22 protein-coding genes are annotated in these 23,092 nt (G+C 61.7%); 14 read left to right on the forward strand and 8 right to left on the reverse strand.

All coding sequences use genetic code 11. The features are described from left to right. Positions 1–17 precede the first annotated feature (17 nt). From ACSW29_RS03390 to ACSW29_RS03445, 12 genes are all read left to right on the forward strand, one after another. Positions 18–1,361: a M20 family metallopeptidase gene (locus ACSW29_RS03390; RefSeq protein WP_448276464.1), complete on the forward strand. Its 1,344-nt coding sequence runs from the start codon at positions 18–20 to the stop codon at positions 1,359–1,361. Beyond that, complete coding sequence (locus tag ACSW29_RS03395; RefSeq protein ID WP_448276465.1) at positions 1,361–2,317, forward strand: DODA-type extradiol aromatic ring-opening family dioxygenase; 957 nt, start codon at positions 1,361–1,363, stop codon at positions 2,315–2,317. The genes ACSW29_RS03390 and ACSW29_RS03395 overlap by 1 nt, the downstream gene beginning before the upstream one ends. A gap of 30 nt (positions 2,318–2,347) precedes the next feature. Continuing rightward, positions 2,348–3,220 carry an alpha/beta fold hydrolase gene (locus tag ACSW29_RS03400; RefSeq protein WP_019746500.1) on the forward strand — a complete coding sequence of 291 codons (873 nt, stop codon included), beginning with the start codon at positions 2,348–2,350 and terminating at the stop codon, positions 3,218–3,220. A gap of 109 nt (positions 3,221–3,329) precedes the next feature. Then, complete coding sequence (locus ACSW29_RS03405; RefSeq protein WP_019746501.1) at positions 3,330–4,286, forward strand: NAD(P)-dependent oxidoreductase; 957 nt, start codon at positions 3,330–3,332, stop codon at positions 4,284–4,286. 204 nt (positions 4,287–4,490) lie between these two features. Continuing rightward, positions 4,491–5,474, forward strand: coding sequence for an ABC transporter substrate-binding protein (locus ACSW29_RS03410; protein ID WP_448276467.1), 984 nt, complete (start codon positions 4,491–4,493; stop codon positions 5,472–5,474). Next, positions 5,471–6,334, forward strand: coding sequence for an ABC transporter ATP-binding protein (locus ACSW29_RS03415; RefSeq protein ID WP_448276468.1), 864 nt, complete (start codon positions 5,471–5,473; stop codon positions 6,332–6,334). Before ACSW29_RS03410 ends, ACSW29_RS03415 begins: the two co-directional genes overlap by 4 nt. Continuing rightward, entirely contained in the window at positions 6,331–7,167 is an 837-nt protein-coding gene (locus ACSW29_RS03420) for an ABC transporter permease (protein WP_021342537.1), read from the forward strand. Before ACSW29_RS03415 ends, ACSW29_RS03420 begins: the two co-directional genes overlap by 4 nt. A 13-nt stretch (positions 7,168–7,180) precedes the next feature. Next, positions 7,181–7,966 (forward strand): class II aldolase/adducin family protein, encoded by a 786-nt coding sequence (locus tag ACSW29_RS03425; RefSeq protein ID WP_448276469.1) that lies wholly within the window; start codon positions 7,181–7,183, stop codon positions 7,964–7,966. A 150-nt stretch (positions 7,967–8,116) separates the two neighbouring features. Next, positions 8,117–9,127, forward strand: coding sequence for an NAD(P)/FAD-dependent oxidoreductase (locus ACSW29_RS03430; protein ID WP_448276470.1), 1,011 nt, complete (start codon positions 8,117–8,119; stop codon positions 9,125–9,127). Between the two features lie 3 nt (positions 9,128–9,130). Next, positions 9,131–9,451, forward strand: a complete 321-nt coding sequence (locus tag ACSW29_RS03435) for a DUF362 domain-containing protein (RefSeq protein WP_007731605.1) — start codon at positions 9,131–9,133, stop codon at positions 9,449–9,451. Next, the gene (locus tag ACSW29_RS03440) at positions 9,451–10,275 is read left to right on the forward strand and encodes an alpha/beta fold hydrolase (protein WP_007731603.1); all 825 of its coding nucleotides are present in this window, start codon (positions 9,451–9,453) and stop codon (positions 10,273–10,275) included. Before ACSW29_RS03435 ends, ACSW29_RS03440 begins: the two co-directional genes overlap by 1 nt. Positions 10,276–10,442: 167 nt before the next feature. Then, positions 10,443–11,345 carry an IclR family transcriptional regulator gene (locus ACSW29_RS03445; RefSeq protein WP_007731601.1) on the forward strand — a complete coding sequence of 301 codons (903 nt, stop codon included), beginning with the start codon at positions 10,443–10,445 and terminating at the stop codon, positions 11,343–11,345. A gap of 11 nt (positions 11,346–11,356) precedes the next feature. Here ACSW29_RS03445 and ACSW29_RS03450 read toward each other — a convergent pair whose 3' ends face one another. From ACSW29_RS03450 to ACSW29_RS03470, 5 genes are all read right to left on the reverse strand, one after another. Further along, on the reverse strand, positions 11,357–12,880 hold the full coding sequence (locus ACSW29_RS03450) for an AMP-binding protein (RefSeq protein WP_021342542.1): 1,524 nt from the start codon (positions 12,878–12,880) through the stop codon (positions 11,357–11,359). A 15-nt stretch (positions 12,881–12,895) separates the two neighbouring features. Continuing rightward, positions 12,896–13,843, reverse strand: a complete 948-nt coding sequence (locus ACSW29_RS03455) for a quinone oxidoreductase family protein (protein ID WP_021332885.1) — start codon at positions 13,841–13,843, stop codon at positions 12,896–12,898. Between the two features lie 50 nt (positions 13,844–13,893). Then, positions 13,894–16,230 (reverse strand): CoA transferase, encoded by a 2,337-nt coding sequence (locus ACSW29_RS03460; RefSeq protein ID WP_448276473.1) that lies wholly within the window; start codon positions 16,228–16,230, stop codon positions 13,894–13,896. A gap of 119 nt (positions 16,231–16,349) precedes the next feature. After that, complete coding sequence (locus ACSW29_RS03465) at positions 16,350–17,321, reverse strand: ABC transporter substrate-binding protein (protein WP_448276475.1); 972 nt, start codon at positions 17,319–17,321, stop codon at positions 16,350–16,352. Positions 17,322–17,347: 26 nt separating this feature from the next. Further along, positions 17,348–18,130, reverse strand: coding sequence for an enoyl-CoA hydratase/isomerase family protein (locus ACSW29_RS03470; RefSeq protein WP_448276477.1), 783 nt, complete (start codon positions 18,128–18,130; stop codon positions 17,348–17,350). Positions 18,131–18,324: 194 nt separating this feature from the next. Between ACSW29_RS03470 and tgt the strand changes: the two genes are divergently transcribed. Then, entirely contained in the window at positions 18,325–19,614 is a 1,290-nt protein-coding gene (tgt, locus tag ACSW29_RS03475; protein ID WP_030535742.1) for a tRNA guanosine(34) transglycosylase Tgt, read from the forward strand. Here tgt and ACSW29_RS03480 read toward each other — a convergent pair. Together ACSW29_RS03480 and ACSW29_RS03485 are read right to left on the reverse strand one after the other, a co-directional pair. Next, positions 19,605–20,339, reverse strand: coding sequence for a queuosine precursor transporter (locus ACSW29_RS03480; protein WP_448276478.1), 735 nt, complete (start codon positions 20,337–20,339; stop codon positions 19,605–19,607). The genes tgt and ACSW29_RS03480 overlap by 10 nt on opposite strands. Positions 20,340–20,457: 118 nt before the next feature. Then, entirely contained in the window at positions 20,458–21,414 is a 957-nt protein-coding gene (locus tag ACSW29_RS03485) for a hypothetical protein (protein ID WP_448276479.1), read from the reverse strand. 130 nt (positions 21,415–21,544) lie between these two features. Here ACSW29_RS03485 and ACSW29_RS03490 point away from each other — a divergent pair, with 130 nt between their 5' ends. Beyond that, positions 21,545–22,198 (forward strand): DUF4190 domain-containing protein, encoded by a 654-nt coding sequence (locus tag ACSW29_RS03490; protein ID WP_347875496.1) that lies wholly within the window; start codon positions 21,545–21,547, stop codon positions 22,196–22,198. Positions 22,199–22,226: 28 nt separating this feature from the next. Here ACSW29_RS03490 and ACSW29_RS03495 read toward each other — a convergent pair whose 3' ends face one another. Beyond that, a complete protein-coding gene (locus ACSW29_RS03495) occupies positions 22,227–22,967 on the reverse strand; it encodes an EAL domain-containing protein (protein WP_317826593.1) in 741 nt (246 codons plus the stop codon). Between the last annotated feature and the right edge of the window lie 125 nt (positions 22,968–23,092).

Here is a 23,092-nt window from a genome sequence, read left to right on the forward strand (position 1 = left end):
GTACATCAGGTCAATCCATGACCACTGCGAGGGCCGACGCTCTCGCAGGCCTAGGCGACGAGCGCCGGGAATGGGTCGAGCGAGCCTACGCCCATGTCGATCGTGCGCGATTGCGAGATCTCGCCACTTCGGTGGTGAACATTCCCAGTCCGACGGGTGACGAAGCACCGCTGGCCCGCCACATCACGGCGGTCCTGGCAGCGTCGGGCATCGAGGCCCACACAATGGATCTCGATGATCGGCAAGCGAACTCGTGGGGAAGGCTCCGCGGTGACGGGTCCGGACCGGACCTGTTGCTGTATGCGCCGATCGACACCGTCACGACGGGCGATCCGGCGGAAGACCTGCCGTGGGTGGGAAAAGAGCTGCGAGCGGATCTGACGCCGCACGCCCAGTTCGACGAGAACTACGTGATCGGATTAGGTGCGTCGAACCCCAAAGGCCACGCCGTCTGCATCGTCGCAGCGGCCGAAGCAATTGCCGCAGCTGGCATTCCGCTCCGCGGTGACCTGGTACTCGGATTCGGCGCCGGCGGTATGCCGACCAATGCCCGGCCCGGTGTCGGAAACCCCCGACACAACACCGGCCAAGGCGTCGGCTGCTCGTTCCTCCTGGAACAGGGAGTGTGGGCGGACTGCGCGCTGATCGCCAAGCCCGGCTGGACGGTTTCCTGGGAAGAAGTGGGCCTGGCCTGGTTCGAGATCACGGTGCACGGTCTGCACACCTACGTCGGCTCGCGCCACCGCTTGCCGTACCGCAACGCGATTACCGCCGCCGGCGAGGTGGTCGCCAAGTTGGAGGAATGGTTCCCGAAGTACTCGGCGGCGCATCAGGACGGTTTGGTTGCGCCCCAGGGGATCGTCGCCAACATCCGCGGCGGGTGGGAGCGAACAGCGTCGTTCACCCCCGAGCAGGTGCGCCTTACCGTTGATCTGCGGCTCAGCCCGCGGACGACGCCCACCGCAGCCAAGCGTGAACTCAAAGCTGTCGTGGCGGAGATCGCACAATCGCTGGATCTACAGATCGACGTCGAACAGGTTCTTGCCATCCCCGGTGAGGGTTCCGACCCTCGAATGTGGTTGCGCCGCGCCGCAGTCGACGCGTGGGAGGCTGCCGAAGGAGAGCCGCATCAGGACTTCTTCGACGCCAGTGGAGCCACCGACGCAAACATCCTGCGCAGCCGCGGCATCCCGACGATTCGGGTGGGTATGCCCAAGGTGGTCGACGCACCCTTCGAGGTGGACTTCGCGATGGGGATGAACACTGTGGATCTCGCTGCGGCGGAGAGATTTACGAAGTATCTGATCCGAGTGGCCCTCGACACCGTCACCCGCTCGCTCGAGGAAGTAGGAATCGACTGATGGCGAAGATAGTTCTGGGTATCGGTGCCTCCCACAGCACCTTGATGAACACCCATTGGGAAGAGACGACGCACAAGGCGGAGGCCGAACGCTTCCGGGACGCGCTGTATCTGAGCCGGGAGAAGATCGCGGCGTCGAAACCCGATGTTGTCTTGATTCTCGGCTCCAACCACTTTCGCGGTTTCTGGCTGGATCTGATTCCGGCGTTCACTCTCGGCGTCGGAGAGTGCATTTCCAGTGGCGAGTCAGGAACACCCAAGGGGCCGCAACGGGTCGACGTGGAGTTCGCCAGGCACCTTGCAAACGAGCTGATCGAAGGTGGCCGGTTCGATCTTGCCTACTCGGCGCGATTGCAGATCGATCATGGTCAGTCTCACGCGATTCAGTACCTTCTCGACGGAATCGATGTTCCGATAGTTCCGTTGGTGGTCAACGTATTCGCGCCGCCCCTCCCGACGTTCAAGCGATGTGAGGAAGTGGCGAAGGCCCTGCGGGATGCCGTTGCGTCGTATCCGGCGGATACCCGGGTCGTGGTGATCGCGTCCGGTGGATTGTCTCATCGTCTGCCCTGGCCGGACTGGCGTGATCCGCACGGTGAGGACGAGGATTTCATGGTTCAAGCCTGGCTGGACGGCCGGGAGAACTGGTCCGACTACGACGTCCGGCGACGCCAGATCATCCGCGCAGCCGATGCCGCGATCACTCCGGAGTTCGATGACCGAATTCTTGATCTGTTTGCCAGCGGCAAGGCAAGTGAGCTTGCCGAGTTCACGACGCAGCAGATCGAAGACGAGGCGGGCAACGGTGCGCAGGAGTTGCGGACCTGGCTCATGATGGCCGCGATGGTCGACTACGTTCCGGGTGAACGCCTTGCCTACGAAGCGATTCCCGAGTGGCTCACCGGTATGGGTGTCACGATTCTCGATCCAGCTGGAACAGACAGCGCAACAACATAATCTGCACCTTCAGTAAAGGAAGTTTCTCTGATGACAATCTGGAACGAACTTGCCGGGCTCGATTTCGAGTTGACGACCGTCGACGCCGGCGGTGTGCCCACGCGCTCTCTGCAGGCAGGATCCGGTGACGAGGCCGTGATCTTCCTGCACGGCACCAGCGGACACCTCGAGGCATTTGCACGCAATATTGCACCGCACGCCGAGTCTTACCGGGTTCACGCGATCGACATGCTCGGCCATGGTTACACCGGCAAGCCTGACTACCCGTACGAGATTCCGCGCTACGTCGAGCATTTGGTGAACTACCTCGACGCGGTCGGACTGGACCGTGTGCACTTGGTGGGTGAAAGCCTCGGTGGTTGGGTCGCTGCCTACCTGGCCAGCGAGCAGCCCGAACGTGTTCTGTCGCTGCAGTTGCTGGCAGCAGGCGGAACAGTCGCGAACCCAGTAGTCATGGAGCGCATCAAGACGTCGACCGCGAAGGCCGTCCAGAGCGACGACATCGAATTGACCCGCGCACGTATGCAGTTGCTCATGCACGATCCCGCCGATGCAACCGAGGAATTGGTTCAGGCTCGTCACCGGATCTACCATCAGCCTGATTTTGTCGCCAACATCCACAACCTCCTTTCCTTGCAGGAGATGGAGGTTCGCCAGCGGAACCTGCTGCGCCCGGATCGAATGGCACTCATCAAGGCGCCGACTCTTGTGGTCTGGGGTCAGGAAAATCCGTTCGGTGATGTTCCGGAAGCGAAGAAGATGGCCGAGGATATTCCGGGCGCTCAGCTCGAACTCTACTCGGAGTGCGGTCACTGGCCGCAGCACGAGCAGGCAGCGAAGTACAACCCGCTGAGCCTCGAGTTCTTGGCAAAGGCATCAGCCAGCGCGAAGGCAGCTATCTGAGAAGTTCCTGCCAAATATACTGCTGCGTAATGGAGCCGGTCTCTCGATTGGGAGGCCGGCTTCCGCGTTTTCGAAGGTACAGTCATCGTCTTACAGCGAAGGAGTTCTCGTGAAGAAAGTACTTCTGCTGACGGCCGACGCCGACAACGGACTCGGTACCGCAATCCGTGACGCCGTCAGGGGTGAGGCGGAGGTAGTTCGATTACCTGAGCGCACCACGGGGGCGCTCCGTGCGGAGTTGCCGACATGCGACGTCGTGGTGGGGGACTGGAGTGGTGATCTGCCACTGGGCAAGGAGGAAGCAGAGCTCGGCCGGAATGTGCTCCTCGTCCAACAGCCTGGTGCCGGAACCAATTTCATCGATGCCGAAGCCTGGCGCGCCGCCGGAGTTCCGGTGGCGAATACTCCCGGTGCAAACGCGAATTCGGTTGCGGAGTGGGCAGTGCTCGCGGCAGGTGTGTTGTGCCGCTCCATGTTCTGGGCGCACAACGAGGTTACCGATGGTCGATGGCCACAGGAATCCATCCTGACGCGCGATTGCCGCGATCTGGCGCAGCGCCGGGTCGGCGTCGTAGGTGTCGGTTCGATCGGCCGCCGGTGTGCAGAATTGTTTGCCGCCTTCGGTTGCGACGTCTACGTCACCGCGCGTTCGAGACCGCGTGACACTGTGGCTGCGACGTTTGTGTCACTCGACGAGCTACTGCCTCTCGCGGATGTCCTGGTGCTGGCCGTCCCGCTTACGGAATCAACTCGGGGACTGATCAATTCCCATCGAGTTGCGCAGTTGCCCACCGGAGCGATCGTGGTCAATGTGGCGCGCGGCGCTGTCGTCGACGACGCGGCATTGGCGCGTGCCTTGCGTTCCAGGCATGTCGGCGGCGCTGCCCTCGATGTGTTCGACGTTGAACCACTACCGATTTCGAGCCCGCTCCGTGGATTCGATTCGACCCTCCTGAGCCCGCACGTCGCCGGCGGCAGCGCCGGAGCGCGTGCGTCGATCTATTCGATGACGGCGCAGAATGTCGCCAGTGCGCTGCGCTCGCAGACAATTCGGTGGACATTGTGATTCGGTGGACATTGTGATCGAGGGCCGTGTTACCGAAGTATTTCGGTCCGCACGTTCCTCCAGGTGCAGTGTTTCGCCGAGGTAAGTTCCTGTCCCCGGTCCGCACGGTGGACCCGGTTGGTTCTCGGGTGTAGGTACACACAGCTAGGTTTGCTCTCCACGACCCGCAACTGCGGCACAGATCACAAACAAAGGTGTGAGTAGATGGCCTCGCTGTCAAAGTTTGGAAGGACTGCTCTTGTTTCGGCTGCGCTGCTGCTGACCGTTGCAACCGGCGCATGCAGCCGCCCGGCGACGCAAAGCACAGCTGATTCCGCCGGAAGTGGACCACTGCGTATCGCAGTCGGAATCGATGCTTCCTACGCTCCGTTCTTCGTAGCGGATCAGGAAGGCATGTTCGACGCTGCCGGTTTGGACGTCGAACTCGTCCAGTTCGGTCGTGGTGGCGAGGCCGTCGACGCACTCTCGACCGGGCAGGTCCAGATCGCCGGTAGCTCCGATACGACAACGATCGCCCAGTTGCGTCAGAATCCGTCGTTGCGCGCGATGTACTCGTACGAGGCGTCGGGTGACTACATCAAGGTCGTGCTGCGTAACGGTGTCGACTCACCGGCTGCGATCAAGAAGATGGGCATCGTCCCGGGTCTCAGCCAGATTTCGACGGACAAGTACCTCGCTGCCAACTCCATTGCCCCCGGTTCGGTCGAGATGATCTCGGCGACCCCGACGGACATGCCCGCACTGCTCAGTCGCGGCGACATCGACGGGTTTGTCCTGTGGGAGCCGTGGCCGGCCACCGCCCTGGATCAGGGAACCGGCCACGTGGTGGCAGTAACCGGAGACTACGGCTGGTTCTATCATCATTGGGCGATCACGACGGCTCCGTGGTTGTCGGCCAACGAAGAGACAGCGCGAACCGTCGCGAAGGTGCTCGACGAGGCAACGCGCAAGGTCGAGTCGGATCCGGGCGTGGCAGCGTCCGCGACCAAGGCGGCTGTGAACGTCAGCGAGGATCAGACTATTGCCGCGGTGGACGAGATCGACTTCGCCGTGGTGAATCTCGAAGCTGCGGATGTCGGGTCGGCTCAGTCGATCGTAGATTTCTACAAGTCGATCGGTGTTCTCAGCGACCAGCCGGATCTCGAATCGGCAATGCTTCTGGATTGGTACAAGGATGGTGCACAGTGAGTATCGCAACAAGTGGTTCAACGACCAGCTCGACGAATAGCGCGGGGACAGCCGGCCCCGGCAAGAAGAACACCGGTGTTGCCATCGACGTGGTCGACCTCGGAATCAGCTTCGGCGCGGCGGAGATCGTCGCCGGAATCGGCATGCACGTGCAGCCAGGTGAATTCGTCTGTCTGCTCGGTCCGAGTGGCTGCGGCAAGTCGACGCTGCTGTCGTCCATGGCCGGCTTCGTGGAACCCAGCGCCGGCGAGATCGTGTGCGACGGAGATGTCGTCGCCGGCAGTAACCGCCACGCCGGCATGGTGTTTCAGAGCTCCGAAGCGTTGTTCGAATGGATGACCGTGAGCCAGAACGTGGCCTACGGCCCCAGGATGCGTGGAGCGAACCGCAGCGAGCAGGCGAGTATCGCGGCCGAGTACCTCGCGATGGTCGGCTTGCCCCACGCGGGTGCGAAGTTCCCCTCGCAGCTGTCCGGCGGTATGCGGCAACGTGTTCAGATCGCACGAGTTCTTGCCAACCAGCCGTCGTTGGTTCTCATGGACGAGCCGTTCGGTGCGTTGGACGCTCAGACTCGTCAGGTTCTGCAGACCGAACTCGACCGTATCTGGCGGCACACCCGCTGCACCGTGGTATTCGTGACTCACGATATCGACGAGGCACTGACGTTGGCTGACCGTGTGATCGTGATGTCGGCCGGCCCGCGGGCCCGGATCAAGAGCGTCTACGAGGTCAATTCGGCTCGTCCGCGAGACCGCAACGATCCCGAGGTGATCGAGCTCTACGAGAAGCTGCGGGACGACATTCGGGCAGAAGTGGTTGCGTCGCTGCGGAACCAAGGCATTGAGGAGGACGAGCTGTGACGGCTGTAGTGACCGGTGGTTCAGCCGGTGTGAGAACAGCGAAGGTGGCGCAGACAAAAAAGCGTTCGTCGGCGCGGCGATCCAAGATTGTCAAAGCGACGCTGATGTATGCAGCCTCAGCGGCAATCGGTTTGGGCATCTGGTCGTTCCTGGCGTGGTGGTACGGGCCGACCACCATTGCATCACCGGCCGAAGTATGGTCGGCGGCACAGGAACTGTGGGAGAGCGGCGTTCTGTGGTCGTCGATCACCGCATCGGGTCAGCGAATTCTCATCGGCTGGTTCCTGGGTGTCGTGATCGGTGCTCCCGTCGGAATTCTGATGGGCCGCATTTCCATCGTGCGACAGCTCCTCGATCCGTACATCGAGTTCTTCCGGTTCATTCCGCCTATTGCGTTTGTCACTCTCGCCGTCGTCTGGTTCGGCATCGGTGAGACGTCGAAGGTTGTTCTGATCTTCTACACCTCGGTATTCATCGTCACGGTCAGCACGATTGCCGCGACTGTAGCGATCAGCGAGAACAAACTGCAGGCAGCGGCAAATCTTGGTGCCAACAAACTTCAGATCATGAAGACGGTGGTCTTGCCGTCGTCGATCCCCGGCATCGTCACGGGCGCTCGCCTGGCGATGGGCAACAGCTTCCTCACCATCGTGTCGGCGGAGATCGTCGCCGCCGACCAGGGTATCGGTTCGATGATCTGGCAGGCTCGAAACTACGGCCGGATCGACTGGACGTTCGTCGGCATCATCGTCCTGGGCATCATGGGCTTCATCTTCGACCGGATTCTCCGCATTCTGTCCTCGCGGTACCTCGCCCGTTACGGCGTCAAATAGTCAGGAGCGCAGCATGAATCACCCGCTGAGCATTGCCGAGCAGGCCGGAATTCCGGGACCGCCCGAGTTCACCGATATCGAGAGTGATCGGCGTCGTCGCAAGACCGCTGTCATCGGCGGGTATCGGATTTTGTCGAAATTCGGTTTGGACGAGGGAATCTCGGGACATATCACCGCCCGAGACCCAGAGGATCCGGAGACTTTCTGGACTGCGCCGTTCGGGCGGCACTTCTCCCAGGTTCAGCCGGAGGAATTGCTGCATGTGGCGTCGGACGGCACGGTCATTTCCGGAGACGGACCGCTCAACCGAGCAGCGTTTGTCATCCACAGCAAGGTTCACGAGGCTCGTCCCGACGTCATCGGAGCTGTTCACGCTCACGGTTTGAACGGTAAGGCGTTCTCCTCGCTGCACACCCGCCTCACGCCGATCACTCAGGACGCGTGCGCCTTTCACGAGGATCACTCGATCTACGAGGAGTATCACGGGGTGGCGCTGGACGAAGAGGAGGGGATTCGCATCGCGGATGCCCTCGGATCGAACAAGGCCGTGATCCTCACCAACCACGGTCATCTGACCGTCGGAACTTCCGTGGAGAGCGCAGTGTGGTGGTATGTGTCGATGGAGCGGTCGATGCAGGCGGAGCTGACGGCGCGAGCCGCCGGTGATCCGGTTGTCCTGCACGAGAAGATCGCGGCGCAGACCTACGAGGCAGTCGGCACCGAGAAGGTGGGGTGGTTTGCGTACTCGACCATCATCCAGAAGATCGCAGCAGACGAACCCGAGGTATTCGCGCACTGAATTCTTCGCGCACTGAATTCTTGCGAGCATTGGGCCCGTAGACCGAGAGGTCGGCGGGCCCTTTTCGTGGTGTCCCGCAACTGTTACCGAGGTCTGTTGAGCGGACCGGTTTCATTTGCGGGAGTCCGTCAGCGCAATACCGTATCGAGCGTGAACACAACGTCTTCCACGGCGACCGACAACGAGATCGGCGTCGATATTCTGATCATTGGTGCAGGCCCCGCCGGGCTATACGGCGCGTACTACGCAGGCTTCCGCGGCCTCTCGGTTGCCGTGATCGATGCCCTTGCGGAACCGGGGGGACAGGTTAGTGCGATGTACCCGGAGAAGGCGATCCTCGACATCGCAGGATTCCCTTCGGTCAAGGGACGCAACCTGATCGAGGGTTTGATGGCGCAGGCTGCCCCGTTCGATCCGGTGTACCTTATGGGCATGCAGGCTCGTGAGCTGTCGCATGACGACGACGGCCGGGTGCGGATCACCACCAGCACGGGCCAGGTCGTGGTGGCCGGCGCGGTTGTCATCACCGGCGGCATCGGAACCTTCACCCCGCGTCCGTTGGCGAAGGGTTCGGAGTTCATGGATCGGGGGCTGAGTTACTTCGTCCCGGATTTGTCGGCGCACACCGGGAAAGACGTTGTCATCGTCGGTGGCGGCGACAGCGCGTTCGACTGGGCCGTTCACCTGGAACCGATTGCCAAGTCCGTCACCCTGGTTCACCGGCGAGATCGTTTCCGCGCGCACAAATCCACAGTCGCCAAGGTGCAGGAAAGCAGTGTCCAGGTTCTCGTCAACGCCGATGTCTCGGCGGTACGTGGAAACGGGTGGATCGGCGAGGTCGACATCACCCACAAACAAGACAAGAGCACGTCCACGCTGCCCGCTCAATCCGTCATCGCTGCATTGGGATTCACGGCCGACCTCGGGCCGATGATGGAGTGGGGAATCGAGATCGACAATCGCCACATCGCGGTGAACACACGGATGGAGACGAATGTTCCGCGTGTGTATGCCGCCGGGGACATCACGGACTATCCCGGCAAGGTCCGCTTGATCGCCGTCGGTTTCGGCGAGGCCGCGACTGCGGTGAACAACGCTGCGGCAGTGCTGGATCCGGAAGCAGAAATCTTCCCTGGACACTCCACCGAACAGGAGAGCTAGGCAATGGCATTTGTCATCGGTGAAGCATGCATCGACTACACGGACCGATCGTGCATGGAAGAATGCCCCGTGGATTGCATCTACGAGGGTGATCGCAAGCTCTACATCAACCCGAACGAATGCATCGATTGCGGCGCTTGCGAATTGGCCTGCCCGGTGGAGGCGATCACCGTCGACCGGAAAGCAGACCCGGATTTCAAGGAAGACAACAAGCGCTTCTTCCTCGAGGTCTTGCCTACCCGTAGCGAGCCCGTCGGAAATCCGGGTGGTTCGGCAAAGATCGACATCGTCGGCGTCGATACCCCGATGGTTGCGGCGTTCTGATGGCTGGCGGCCTGCAACTCGGATACGTGGATTCGTCTTTCGGGCAATTGCATTACGCGCAGCAAGGTTCGGGTGAGGCGATTCTCCTGCTTCATCAGGCGCCCCGGTCGTGGGACGAGTTCCGCGAGTTCATTCCACTCCTTGCCGACGACTTCCGCGTTGTCGCGATGGACATGCCGGGGTACGGCAACAGTGCTCCGGTGCCCGGCCCGCAGACCATCGAGACCTATGCGCGAGGCGCGTGGGAATTGCTCGACACCCTGGGCGTCGATCGAGTCACGGTCATCGGTCACCACACCGGTGCGGCAGTGGCGCTCGAGATGGCGGCATCACGCCCCGAGAGGGTGCACGCTGCCGTGCTCTCGTCGTGCCCGTGGACCGACCGCAACTACCGCGAGGGGCACTCGGGACCCGGTGGGATCGACTGCGTCGACCGGGCCGCAGACGGTAGCCATCTCACCAGGCTGTGGGAGATGCGTCGCCCCTACTACCCCGAACCAGGCACCGCACTGCTCGACAGGTTCATCCGAGACGCGCTTGCCTACCGGGTAGATCCGGCGGAGGGGCACAAAGCCTGCGCCCGCTACGTCATGGAGGCGAGAGTCGGTTCGGTGACTGCGCCGGTTTTGCTGATCGGCGCGCAGAAGGATCCCTTCTCGATGCCTAACATTGCGCCGTTGCGTGCACACCTGACGGGTGCGGCAGTGGTGGAAACGGAGATCGTCGAATCGGGGACCGTCGCACTCGTCGAGGAGCACGCTCCGCAGATTGCATCCGCCGTCCGCATGTTTCTGGAGAATTACGCAGGTAGGCGCCCCGTGTAAACTCTGCGGGACGGGTTCACTGAGCGGACCGTGTGGCGTGCGTCTCATCGTGTCGTCACCATAGTGTCAGTCTCGAAGCACCTGCACCTAACGAGGGCCCCGACCGATCTCGGTCGTTGTGGCACTCGGTCTCGGCAGGCTGTCACAGATCGTTCAGGAGGACACTCATGGCCGCTCCACAACAATCCGTCGGGTTCGGATCCGTACTACCCATCGCGTCGGAAACGACCGCTGCATCGCAGCCTGCAGGTGAACTGTCCTCGGTCCTGGGCAAGGCTCGAATGATCTTGGACGCTTTCGACACCGACCACAGTGACCTGTCTCTGACGGAGCTCACCCGGCGCAGTGGGGTCGCGAAAGCGACGGTTCACCGGTTGGCCGGCGAGCTGGTCGAGTGGGGATTGCTCGAGCGCGCGGGTACCAAGTACCGGCTCGGCCTGCGATTGTTCGAGCTGGGCCAATTGGTGCCGCGTCAGCGGATTCTGCGCGACGCGGCGCTGCCGTACATGGAGGACCTACTGCTGGCGACGCAGGAGACGGTTCACTTTGCGGTTCGTGACGGCATCGACGTCCTCTACATCGAGAAGATCATCGGACACCGCGGGCTCAATCAGCAGTCGCGGGTGGCCGGTCGGCTCCCGCTGTACTGCACCGCCACCGGCAAGATCATCCTTGCCTTCTCCCCGCAATCGGTCTTCGACGAGGTAGTCGAGCAGGGTTTCACCGCCTTGACCAGTCGAACGACGATGTCCGTCAGCGTGCTGCGCCAGCAAACCGAGCGGATGCGTAAGGAACAACTCGCGGTGGAGGTCGAGGAGACACGGCTCGGGTACATGAGCGTCGCAGTGCCGGTGTTCAGCGGCCCGCGCACTCTGGCCGGCGCGTTGTCTGTGACAGCGCCGACGGCTCGCCTCAACGTCAGCCGCATCACCGGGGCCCTGCGCACTGCCGGCGCCGGAATCACCCGAAAACTTCATGCCATGAAGTGCACACATTCGCCGAGCGACCCGCTGGCTCTGCGCACGATCTGCAGTCCGGTGATGTGTTCGTTCAACGGTTGCGGCAAGTAGCGAGGCGCGGTCTATCGCCGGGCGCGGAACACGCTCTTCTCGCAGTCCCAGGTGTGTGGGCCGACGCCCCTCTCACGTAGCACTGCTTTCTGTACCTTGCCGGTTTCGGTGAGTGGCAACGTGTCCACGACGTCGATGTACCGGGGAAGTGCAAAGTACGGCAGCTGTTGCTGGGAGAACTCCAGAATCGAAATGGGGTCGAAAGATACTCCGGGGCGCAGTATTACAGTTGCCATGACGTCGTCCTCGGCCAGATCCGACGGTACCGGGAAGACGGCAACCTGACCGACCGACGGATGCAACGCCAGAACGGTTTCCACTTCGGCCCCGGAAATATTTTCACCGCGGCGCCGAATCACGTCTTTGATGCGATCGACAAATCGGAACCAGCCGTCTGCTTCCCGAATCACCCTGTCACCGGTCTGTATCCAACTCTCCGTCGCCGGAATCTCCTCGCCCAGATAGCCCAGTGAACAGGCGCCGGGGATCGTGCTGCGGACCACCAGTTCGCCGGGCTCCCCGTCTGCGGCAGCAGTACCGTCGTTGACGACTGCGGCGTCGTAGCCACTCATCACCCGCCCCATGTACCCGGCCCGCCGATCTCCCGGAAGTGTGCCGATCACGAGATTGGTTTCGGTACTTCCGAATCCGTCCACGAGTTCTACACCGAATCTCTGGGCAAACGGTTCGATCAGATGAGCCGGCGTTGCGGGGGCAAGTGCCACGTGGACGCTGTGCTGTCGGTCTTGCGGCGATGGGTCCGCGTTCATCAACATGGCCACCATCGCACCCAGCAGGTAGTCGACAGTTGCGCCGATCTCGCGAACTTCGCGCCAATGATTGCGGACCGAAAAGCGTTGTCCCAGGAAAAAAGTAGACCCGGCCCAAAGGGACTGAACAAAGGCATTGAGAGCATTGGTGTGAAACAGCGGCAGGCAGTTGTACAGCACATCGTCCCCGGTGAGCCCGAGTGAGGCGCCGACGCCTTTGCCCCACTGCAGGAACTGCGCGTGCGGGCATCGGACGCCTCGGGGCAGACCGGTGGTGCCGGAGGTGAAGAGTATCGCGGCCAGGTCGAGCGGATCGAGGGTCTCGGGCTCACAACCCGGATGCGAACCGGCAGTGGGGACGCACTGTTCACCCATGACCCACACGGTGCCGTCGAATCCGGCTACAGCGCCTGAGTATTCGGGTGAAACCAGGATCCGTTGTACACCAGCCTGTTCGAGTGCGCTGGCAACACTGTCGGCTCGGAGGGCCGTATTGAGTGGGACGACAACCGCACCGATCCACGCGCATCCGAGAACAAGGTCTGCCAGTTCGATCCTGTTGCCGGACAGTGCCGCCACGCGCTCCCCACGGCCGACACCGTGATTACGGAGATCCGCCCCCATCGACGCTGCACGATCCCGCAATTCGCGGTAGGTGACCGTGATCCCGTCGACGACGAGCGCCGGGTGCTCCGGACGCTCCAAAGCTCGCCTCCGGATCAAATCCGGAAGCGAGCGCGGAATGGCATGTGCGTCGTGGGGCATGGGTAATTGTATCCCTCAGGGTACGACGACGGCCCGGCCGGCAACCTTGCCCTCACCCATCAACTGCAGTGCCGTTGCGATGTCATCCAGCGGAAACTCCTGCACTGCAACGGAAATCTTGCCTTCGATGAGCAGCCGGATCATTTCAGGTGCCAGTTCGGCTTGCCGGGCAGTCTTGCGAATCATGTTGACGGGCAGGATCCGGACATCGCTGAGCAACCAGTTCGGCAAGTCCAGGGTGAGGCTCTTACCCAAGGTATATCCGATCAGGGCAGCCCGGCCACCGGGGATAACACTCGCCAGAAGGTGCGGCAAGCCGTCGCCGCCAAGCGTGTCGATCACGGCGTCGACGGAAGGCTCGGATCCCAGCACCCCGGCAAGTTCGTCGCCTTGCCCGACGACGGGACGCACACCCTCCGGAAGCAAGGCAGCCTGATCTTCGCGCGGTACAACACCGATTACCTCGGACGCTCCGGCAAGCAGAGCGAACTGTGCTGCCATCGATCCGACAGCGCCGGATGCTCCGGCGACAACAACTCGTTCGCCGGGAGCGACGGCTGCAATGTCGTTGACGGCAACATAGCCGGTTGTGCTAGGCAGGAAGAAGGTTGCGGCGACGGCCGGCGACAGTGCGGGATCAAAGGGTGTGAACGCCTTGTCTGCCGCTACCAGATACTCAGCCCAGCAACCGTTCTTGAACAGGCCGACTCCGCCGCCTCGGACCAGAAGGCGGGTGCCAGGCTCATAGGTGTCGGATTCGATTACCGTCGCCGCTCCGTCTGTTCCACCGATATGTGGCAGGTTCGGCTTGACTCCGAAGTTTCCGCTCGCGACGGTGATGTCGAGATGGCCGAGCGCGGCAGCGTCGATGCGCACGAGCGTCTGACCGGATTCACGTGTGGGAATGTCGATGTCGTCGATGACCGGTGAAGTGCCGAACTGATGGAGTCGGGCCGCGCGCATTGTGTCTCCTAGGAGCGATCTGTGAATGGATGTACTGAATATGAGTGCGGTCAGGACAGGATCGACTGGTCGCGAAGTCCGGCGATCAGTTCGTCGCTGTATCCGAGCACCGACTCGAGGACGTCGTCGGTGTCCGCGCCCAGCACCGGCGCAGCGCGTCGGATCGAGCCGGGTTCGGAGTTCCGGCGAACGGGGATGCCTTCGTGGAGGAATGTTCCGGCGAGGGGATGTTCCTGTGCCGAATAGAAACTGCGTGCCCGAAGATGTGGATCGCTCTCGACCAGGTCGCGTCCGTCCTGGACGGTGCCGGCCGCGATACCCGCCGATTGCAAGCGTTCCATGACGGTTTCGGGTGACAGAGTCCTGGTCCAGTCGGCGATGGCGTCGTCGATATGTTCGTGATCGGCTTGGCGGCTTTCTGCACTCGCGAAGTCAGGATTGCCGATCCATTTCTCTGCTTCGATGATGCGGCACAATGCATTCCATTCCGTGGTATCGCGAACGGCAATCGAGCACCACCGGTCGCTGCCGAGGCACGGGTACACGCCGTGTGGTGCCAGTTCGTGATGGCTGTTGCCGATCGGATCGGGGGACTGTGACCGGGCGGCTCGGAGAACGCTGGTACCCATGTGCGCTGCCATGGCTTCGAGTTGTGACAGGTCTACGTGCTGTCCCCGGCCGGTCCGGTCGCGGTAGTCGAGGGCTGCCAGCATCGCGACGCCGGCTTGCAGTCCGGCGACGATGTCGCCATGGCCGTAGATGACTCCGACAACGTCATCGGCGTTCCAGCCGGTCAGTGCGGTCAAACCGGTACTTGCCGAAACGATGTCGGCATACGACACCCAGTCCTTGCGAGGACCGGTGTGACCCATCCCGGACATCGACACGTAGATGATGTCCGGGTTGAGCTCCCGGAGTTGTTCGTAGCCGAGCCCCATCTTGTCCATGACCGACGAGCTGAAATTCTCGACCACGACGTCGGAGTTCCTGATCAGGTCGCGCAGTACCGAAAGGCCCTCTGCGGATCGGGTATCGAGTGTGATGCTGCGCTTGTTGCGGTTGACGTCGTTGAAGTACCCGCTGGTGTTCGGATTGTCGTGCGGTCCTCGCGAGAGATGCATGAACGGTGCAAAGCGAGTCGGGTCCGGGCGTCCGATCGATTCGACCTTGATGACATCGGCACCGTGGTCGGCAAGGATTCTGGTGCCGTACGGGCCCGCCAACACCCACGTGAGATCCAGGACGCGGACACCTTCGAGGCTGGGCGTGCTGCCACCGCTGAACTCGTGGGTTTCGTTCACTGCCACAGGCGAGGTGGCCTTCAAGAGTTCCTGATGCTGGCCCAACCTGGCAGCCTCGAGCGTTCCGGTGCGCCGGCCTTCGGGGAAAGCGAAGCCGAACCCGAGATCGCGGTAGGTACCGTGATCTCCGGTCACGTCGGTGAAGAAGTCCCGGTCGTTGAGTTGCGGGTTACGCAGCAGTTCTTCGGGCCGGTCGACCGCTGCCCACGGCAACTTGCGTGACTGCGCGCTGACCGCGAATTCTTCCTTCGGCCACTTCGCGATGAAGGCGGACAGAACGTCGAAAATGTGTTCCTGATGCGTCTTTCGGTAGACCGCGTCGGACCACTCCGGTTGATCGAGATCGTCCTGAGCATCGTTGTCGATCAGCCAGGCCAACATGCCGTCCCACATGCGGGGGCTACCGCCGAGGCCGCCACCGACGTAACCGTCGGCGGCCTGGAACAGTCCGTGCGGAACGAGCGGATGTACCCGGCCCGGACGCGGTGGTACGCGGTCCTCGTGAATGTAGGCAAGAGTGCCCGCTTCCAGCGCGGCGGCAACACATTCCTGAGCGCTGATCTCCAGCAACGGGTTGTGGCCCTTGGATCGCGAACGCAGTCCGAGAAGCACGCCGATTGCGGCATTGATTCCGGCGAGCTGCTCAGCCTGGAGTTCGGGGAGCAGCAGTGGAGGGTGCTCGGGATCGCCGACCTGGGCCATCATCCCGCCGAGTGCCGCGACGGTCAGATTTGTTGCCTTCCAGTCACTTCGCGGTCCGGTTGTGCCGAAGGGTGTCACTCGTACGTGAACGAGAGATCCTCGGTTGTCGCGTAGAGCGCCGGTCGCGCTGCCGTCGAGCAGGACGTCGGCACTGCGCAGCAGTGCTTCGAAAGCGAGGCGATCGTTGCTGTCGTCGATATCGAGGACAACGGACTTCTTGCCCGCATGCCAATGCAAGTACGAATCACCCTGGGACTCGGTGCGACTGGGATCACCGGTGGGTGGTTCTACCAGAATGACCTCGAAACCCAGCCCGACCAGGATGCGCCCGGCGAATCGCGCAAACGGACTGGAAATCTCTACGACCCGTACCGGGGGATGCACCACAACTACTCCGTTTCAATCGAAAGATATCGCCGAACCGACTGGTGTCGAACGTAGTTCTGCGGGCCGGTGGGCGACATGATTTCGGTCTGCCCACCGGACCCGTTCTCACTCTCCGCTCAGGCTGCGTTCTGCTCGAACCATCCCGAGAGGAGGACAGCGGACGGATCGATGTCCGCGGAGATCTTGCCCTGCTCGCGGAAGAATGCAACAAGTTCGTTTGCGCGCTCCACGTCGTCCTCGGTGAATCCGCGTCCACCGAAATCGATTTGGGTCACCCGGTCTGCGGCCTCGGCCGGGTCCATCTGGATAGACGCGGCAATTGCGGTTGCAGCCCGATCCGGATCCGAGTTCACGATTGCCGACGCTTCCGAGATCACCTTGAACACCTTGCCTGCGGTTTCTTCGTTCGCGGACAACCAGTTGTCCGAAGCGATGATCCATTGGGCGTACTTGGCGCCGAAGTCGCCGGTCGTGGCAACAACGCGCCCGCCGGTATTGACACTCTGCGTCACCCAGGGGTCGAAGGACAGGAAGCCGTCGATGTCACCGCGCGCCAGCAAAGCAGGCTGTTCGGGCGGGCTTGTGCTCACGAGTGTGACCGTCGTGGGGTCGATGCCGAGACTGGCCAGGTACTGGTTCGTGAAGTAGAGGCCGATGCCGGGGAAGACGCCCATGGTCTTGATCGACTTCGGCTCGACGCCATTCCTCAGTACAACCTGGAAGTATCGGTCGGATTCCTGAAATACGCCCAGCGCCCGCAGGCTCGGATTGGCGGCCATGACGGACAGTGCCGTCGAGTCGGCATTGCCGGAGAGTTCCGAAGTTCCGGCTACGACGTTCTGGGCGCCCGCCGCCCCGCCTTCCGTCTGGATGACCTGGACGTCGAGGCCGGCGGCCTCGAACATGCCCTCGTGGTCGGCCAGGAAAATCGGGGCGTACGACGGGTCTACACCCACCGCGATCCGTACCAGGCCACCACTTTCCGCGGAGTTGTCGGTAGCGGGCCGGGTGCATCCGCTGACCGCGATCGTCAGGGCGGCGAGAGTAGCGACTGCGCCCACCCATTTCTTCTGAAATTTGTTGAGCATGATGGCCTCTCGGTAAATGGGAGCTGTCAGCGTCCCGTGAAGGTGGGGGACCGCTTGTCGAGGAATGACTGAAGTCCCTCAGCAGCGTCGTCCGTCTTGATCAGGTCGAGCACTGCCTCGAATTCGAGATCCAGCGCTTGATCGAGCGGCAACGACATGCCCTCGTCGACAATGCGTTTGATCATTCCGATGGTGGCAGTGGGTTTCGTCGCGAGTTCGCGTGCGAGGTCAGCGCAATGCGCATCGAGGTCGGCGTCCGCAACGACGGTGTCGACCAGGCCGATATCGAGTGCATGCTCGGCGCTGAGGCGCTTGCCTTCGATCATGAGCACTTTGGCTCGGTGAGCGCCGATGAGGCGTGGAAGTCGCTGGCTGCCACCGGCACCCGGAAAAAGCCCAAGTCCGATCTCGGGGAAGCCGATGGTCGCCGACTGCGCCATGATGCGGAAGTCGCAGGCCAACGTCAGTTCTGCTCCGCCGCCGAGTGCGTGCCCGTTGATCTTCGCGACGACAGGTTTGGGAGCCGACTCGAGGATCCGCTGTACGTCGACCCACGGGCGCATCGCGCGCTGAGTTTCTTCCGTCAGCTCGCGCATCACGGTAATGTCCGCGCCGGCGACGAAGAACCGGCCCGTACCCGTGATGACGATGGCACGGACGCTTTGATCCGACGCGAGTGTCGGCAGTAAATCCAGAAGCTCGGCGATCAGGTTGGGATTGAACGCGTTGGCGGGAGGTTTGTCGATGACGACGGTGGCAATCGAGTCTGTGACGTCGACGGTGACGAAGTTGTAGGTCTGTCTCGTCAAGTGAGCTCCTGTCAGCGGGATGGCGGTGTACACCGGTCGAGTCGGAGGTGTGCCCAGGGAAGTATGGAGCGGGACTCTCACACGGCGATACTGCTCGGGTTCGTTCAGTAGACCGATGCCGAACAGTGATCGCGCGGGACGTTTCGCTTGCTGTGATCATGGCGGTACTCAGGGGCTGTGACAGGATTGAACCCGTGACTTCTGCAGTACCGACACCGCCCGAGCCCGTCGTAGACAAGCGTCCCGAGTCGATTTTCACGATAGGGACCAGGCTCGAAGACCGGCTCGGACGAACCGGCACCATCCACACACCGCACGGTGACATCGCGACGCCGTCGTTTGTGGCCGTCGGAACCAAGGCCACGGTCAAGGCCGTGCTGCCCGAGTCCATGAAGGAACTCGGTGCGCAGTCGTTGCTCGCCAACGCGTACCACCTGTACCTGCAGCCGGGACCCGACATCGTCGACGAGGCCGGCGGGCTGGGCAAGTTCATGAACTGGGACGGGCCCACCTTCACCGACAGCGGTGGCTTCCAGGTCATGTCGCTTGGTGTCGGGTTCAAGAAGGTGCTCGCGATGGAGGCCGTCGGCGTGCAGTCCGACGACGTCATCGCGAAGGGCAAGGAGCGTCTCGCGACGGTCGACGACGAGGGCGTGACGTTCAAATCGCACCTCGACGGCAGTAAGCATCGCTTCACCCCTGAGGTGTCGATGCAGATCCAGCATCAGCTGGGCGCCGACATCATGTTCGCGTTCGACGAGCTCACCACGCTGCTCAACACCCGCGGCTACCAGGAGCGATCGGTCGAGCGCACGCAGGCGTGGGCGATCCGCTGCATCAACGAGCACGAGAAGCTCACCGCCGAACGCGCCGACAAGCCCTATCAGGCGCTCTTCGGCGTCATCCAAGGCGCGCAGTACGAGGATCTGCGTCGTCAGGCCTGTCGCGGCCTCGAGTCGATCGAAGGCGAGAACGGATACGGCTTCGACGGGTACGGCATCGGCGGTGCTTTGGAGAAGCAGAACCTCGGAACGATCGTGCGCTGGTGCAACGAGGAGCTACCCGAGAACAAACCGCGTCACATGCTCGGTATCAGTGAACCGGACGACTTCTTCGTCGCAATCGAGAACGGTGCGGACACCTTCGACTGCGTCAACCCGTCGCGTGTTGCTCGCAATGCCGCGATCTACGTCCGCTCCGGCCGGTTCAACATCAACACCAGCCGATTCCGTCGTGACTTCACGCCTATCGACGACGAGTGCGACTGCTACACCTGCGCCAACTACACCCGCGCGTACATCCATCACCTCTTCAAGGCGAAGGAAATGCTCGCGTCGACGCTCTGCACCATCCACAACGAGCGATTCACCGTGAAGTTGGTCGACGACATCCGAGCCAGCATCGAAGGCGGGTACTTCCACGACTTCAAAGCGGACATGCTCGGAAAGTTCTACGCGGCGAAGACGCCTGCACCTCAGGCGTAGGTCGGTTCGCGCTTCTTCACGTAGGCGATGACGCGGTAGGTGATCGGCATGACCAGTACCTCGACAAGCGTCTTCCACAGGAAGCCGACCAGCACGTAGTTGATGAAGTCTTCCCACGTGCTGATGCCGATGACACCGGCCGCGATGGAACAGAAGATCAGGGTATCGGCGAATTCGCCGACGACGGTCGAGCCGATCAGCCGCGCCCACAGGTGCTTCTCCTGCATGCGCTTCTTCATCATGACAAGCACTAGGGAGTTCAAGAGCTGGCCGACGAGGTAGGCGGCCAAGCCTGCGACCAGTAGCCGGGGAATGACGCCCACTACGGTTTCGAGGGCGGCCTGGTTCTCGTAGAACGCCGCCGACGGTAGCTGCACGGCAATCCAGAAGCACGCGGCAGCAAGGATCAGTGCGCCGAAGCCCAGGTAGATCGCGCGTCGGGTCGCTTTGAAGCCGTAGACCTCGCTGAGCACGTCACCGAGGACATAGGCGAGCGGGAACAAGAAGAAGCCGCCGTCGGTGATGATGGGCAGAATCTGCAAGGGACCGAGCGAGAACACGGAATCCGCGAAGAAGGCGACCCCTTTGGTCGCCGCAACATTCGAGATCAGCAGCGTCGCGGTGAACAGCGCGACGATCGTCGGGTAATAACCCCGGCTGACGTGCGCAAATTTGGTTTCGTGGGTCGATTCGTCTTGCTGATCCTGAGCTGTCACGTCCGTCATCCAAGCACCACAAGGCGCTCGGATGCGAGTTGGCGACCGTCCAGTTGCGCAGAACACACCGAAGGCCCTGCGGTTTCACGTGGAACCGCAGGGCCTTCAGTAATGGGATGAAGCCTGATCAGAGTGCTGCTACGAAGCGTCCTGTGATGACGCGATACGCGTAGGTGCCTGCGATGAGAGTGACCGGTCCGGTGACCAGCAATCCGAGACCGCAGAGCAGTGCGCCAACGAGATTGATGCCGATTGCCGCGAGTGCCAGGAGAAGCAGCGGGCCGACATTCTTGGAGATGACGCTGGCGCTCGACTTGATTGCGGTGACGGGATCCTGATCCTGATCTATAACGAACTGCAACGTGAAGTAGGTCAGGAACGCGATGACGATGCCCGGAATGATCAGCAGGACGAGGCCGATCGCTACCGCGAACCCTACCAAGATGCTCGCCAGAATAACGGCGCCGATGTTCGAGAACTGGAAGAAGGAACCGAAAGCAGGCTTGTTGCCGTCGACTTCATGGAGGGCACCTCGAACGTAGGCAGCCTGGATCAGAATGCTGACGACGATCGAGACCAATCCGCCGATGATGCTCAACGCCGACACCGAAGTCGAACCGTCTGTCGAGAAGTCGAAGCCACCGAACAACAGGTTGATGCCAAAGGAAATCAAGCCCGCGACAACAGTGATACCGATCCACGTCAACGCATTGTTCTTGAAGCGTTCCCAGCCGTAATTCAGCGCGGCACCCACGGAAAGCTGCGGTCCACCGAATCCTGCGCCGTAGTCATTGGCGGGCGGCGGCGGGAAGTTGCCGCCTCCGGGAGGTGGCGGGTAACCGCCGGGCGGCGGGTAGTTTCCGCCGGGAGGGGGATAGCTTCCACCCTGAGGGGGCGGAGGGAAGTTGCCCTGTGGGGGCGGCGGGTAGCCGCCGGGCGGGGGATAACTTCCACCCTGCGGAGGACCGGCCGGTGGAGGGTAACTTCCGGGAGGAGGTGTTCCCTGTTGGCCATATGGATCCTGGGGTGGGAATTGCTTCCCGCCTTCTGGATTCTGGTTGGGGTCGTACCCGCCGGTTGTCATGTGTTCCCCTCAGTCGTAAATATCGCGCTCGAGTGTGACAGTGGATATGACCCTACTGGGATCAAAGAGCTATGTGGATGACATCTGCTCACTTGGATTCGGAGGTCACCTGTGGTTTAGGCTGCGTTGTATGACGAGTTCCGGGGGCAACAACGACGATTCTTCGAGTGATTACCAGGCAAAACCTGGATACGGAGAATTTCCGAGCATGCCTCCCGAGGGGTACGGCGTGTCCCCGTCCGAAACGCAGTCTTCACCTGAAGTTCCCGGATATACCACTCCCAACGAGCAGTACCCGGGTTATCCGCCGCCGTCGTACAACCCGCCCGGTAATACGCCTCAGCCGGGTGGGATTGGTGAACCCAACCCATACCTGCCGCCGCAGAGTTTCGGACCGCCGAATCAATATCAGCAGAATCAATATCAGCAACCCGGACAATACGGACAGGCTCAGTACGGACAAGCTCAATACGGCCAACCTCCGAACCCGTACGGTCAACCGAATCAATTCACGGGTGGGTACGCACCGCCGATGCAGCCGGTCGGCACCAATGGTCTCGCAATTGCATCGCTGGTTGTATCGCTTGCAGGCGGTTGCTTCTACAGCGTCGGCGGAATCGTCGGAATCATCTTGGGAATTGTCGCGCTCAATCAGATCAAGCAGACAGGTCAAGAGGGACGCGGGCTTGCGATTGCCGGAATTGCGGTCGGAGCGGCTTTCTTGGCGATTTTTGCCGTGATTCTCGTAGTCGCACTCATAGCGAGTGCATCGTCGTCGTACTGAAGTGGCGTCGTACTGAAGTGCCTGGCACTCACACGGAAGTGACGATGGACGACGCAGGAAGTGGCTTCCCGAAGTAATAGCCCTGGCCCATGTCGCAGCCGGCGCGCAGGACGTTGGCTGCGTGTTCGGCGGTTTCTACGCCCTCGGCTATCGAATCAAGACCGAGCTTCCGAGCGATGTCGGTGATGGACTCCATGACCATGAAGGCGCGATCTCCAGCACGACCCGCTGCGCTGACGGCCCAGGTCAACGATTGGTCGATCTTGAGAATGTCGAGCGGCAATTCCGATAACGCGGAGAACGATGCGAAGCCCGCCCCGAAATCATCGAGGGCAATTCGAATTCCTTCGTTGTGCAGGATGTGAAGAGTCTCGGCGGCATGCTGACCCACGACGCCGAGTTCGGTGACTTCCACGATAATTCTGCTCAGTGGGGTTTCAGAACTGTCGAGCGCTCCGAGGATCTCGTGAGCTGCGTGCGGGGTAGCGAGTTGGCGAGGCGAAAAGTTGACCGCGACCATCATGTGCTCGGGCCACGACGCTGTTTGGGCGCAAATCATGTCCAGAGCTTGTAATCCGATGGGAATGATGAGCCCGGAAGACTCGGCGGAGCGCATGAAATCTTGAGGCTCGATCAACCCTCGAAGTGGATGGCGCCACCGCAGCAGGGCTTCATAGCTGATAATTGCTGACGAGTTCAGATTGACCTGGGGTTGATACAACACCTCGAATTGATGGTCGTCGAGTGCCTCGCGAAGCTCGCGGACCATGCGTATTCCTTTTCGTCCTGAGTCTCCCGTGCCGGACGTGCGTGTCAGCGTGGATGCTGCAAGTGGGTCCTGCGGTCGGATTCCAGGTTCAGATCCCGGCCGTAGTTTTGCAGGGACCACTCGCC

It is taken from the genome of Rhodococcus sp. GB-02, from assembly GCF_053470465.1.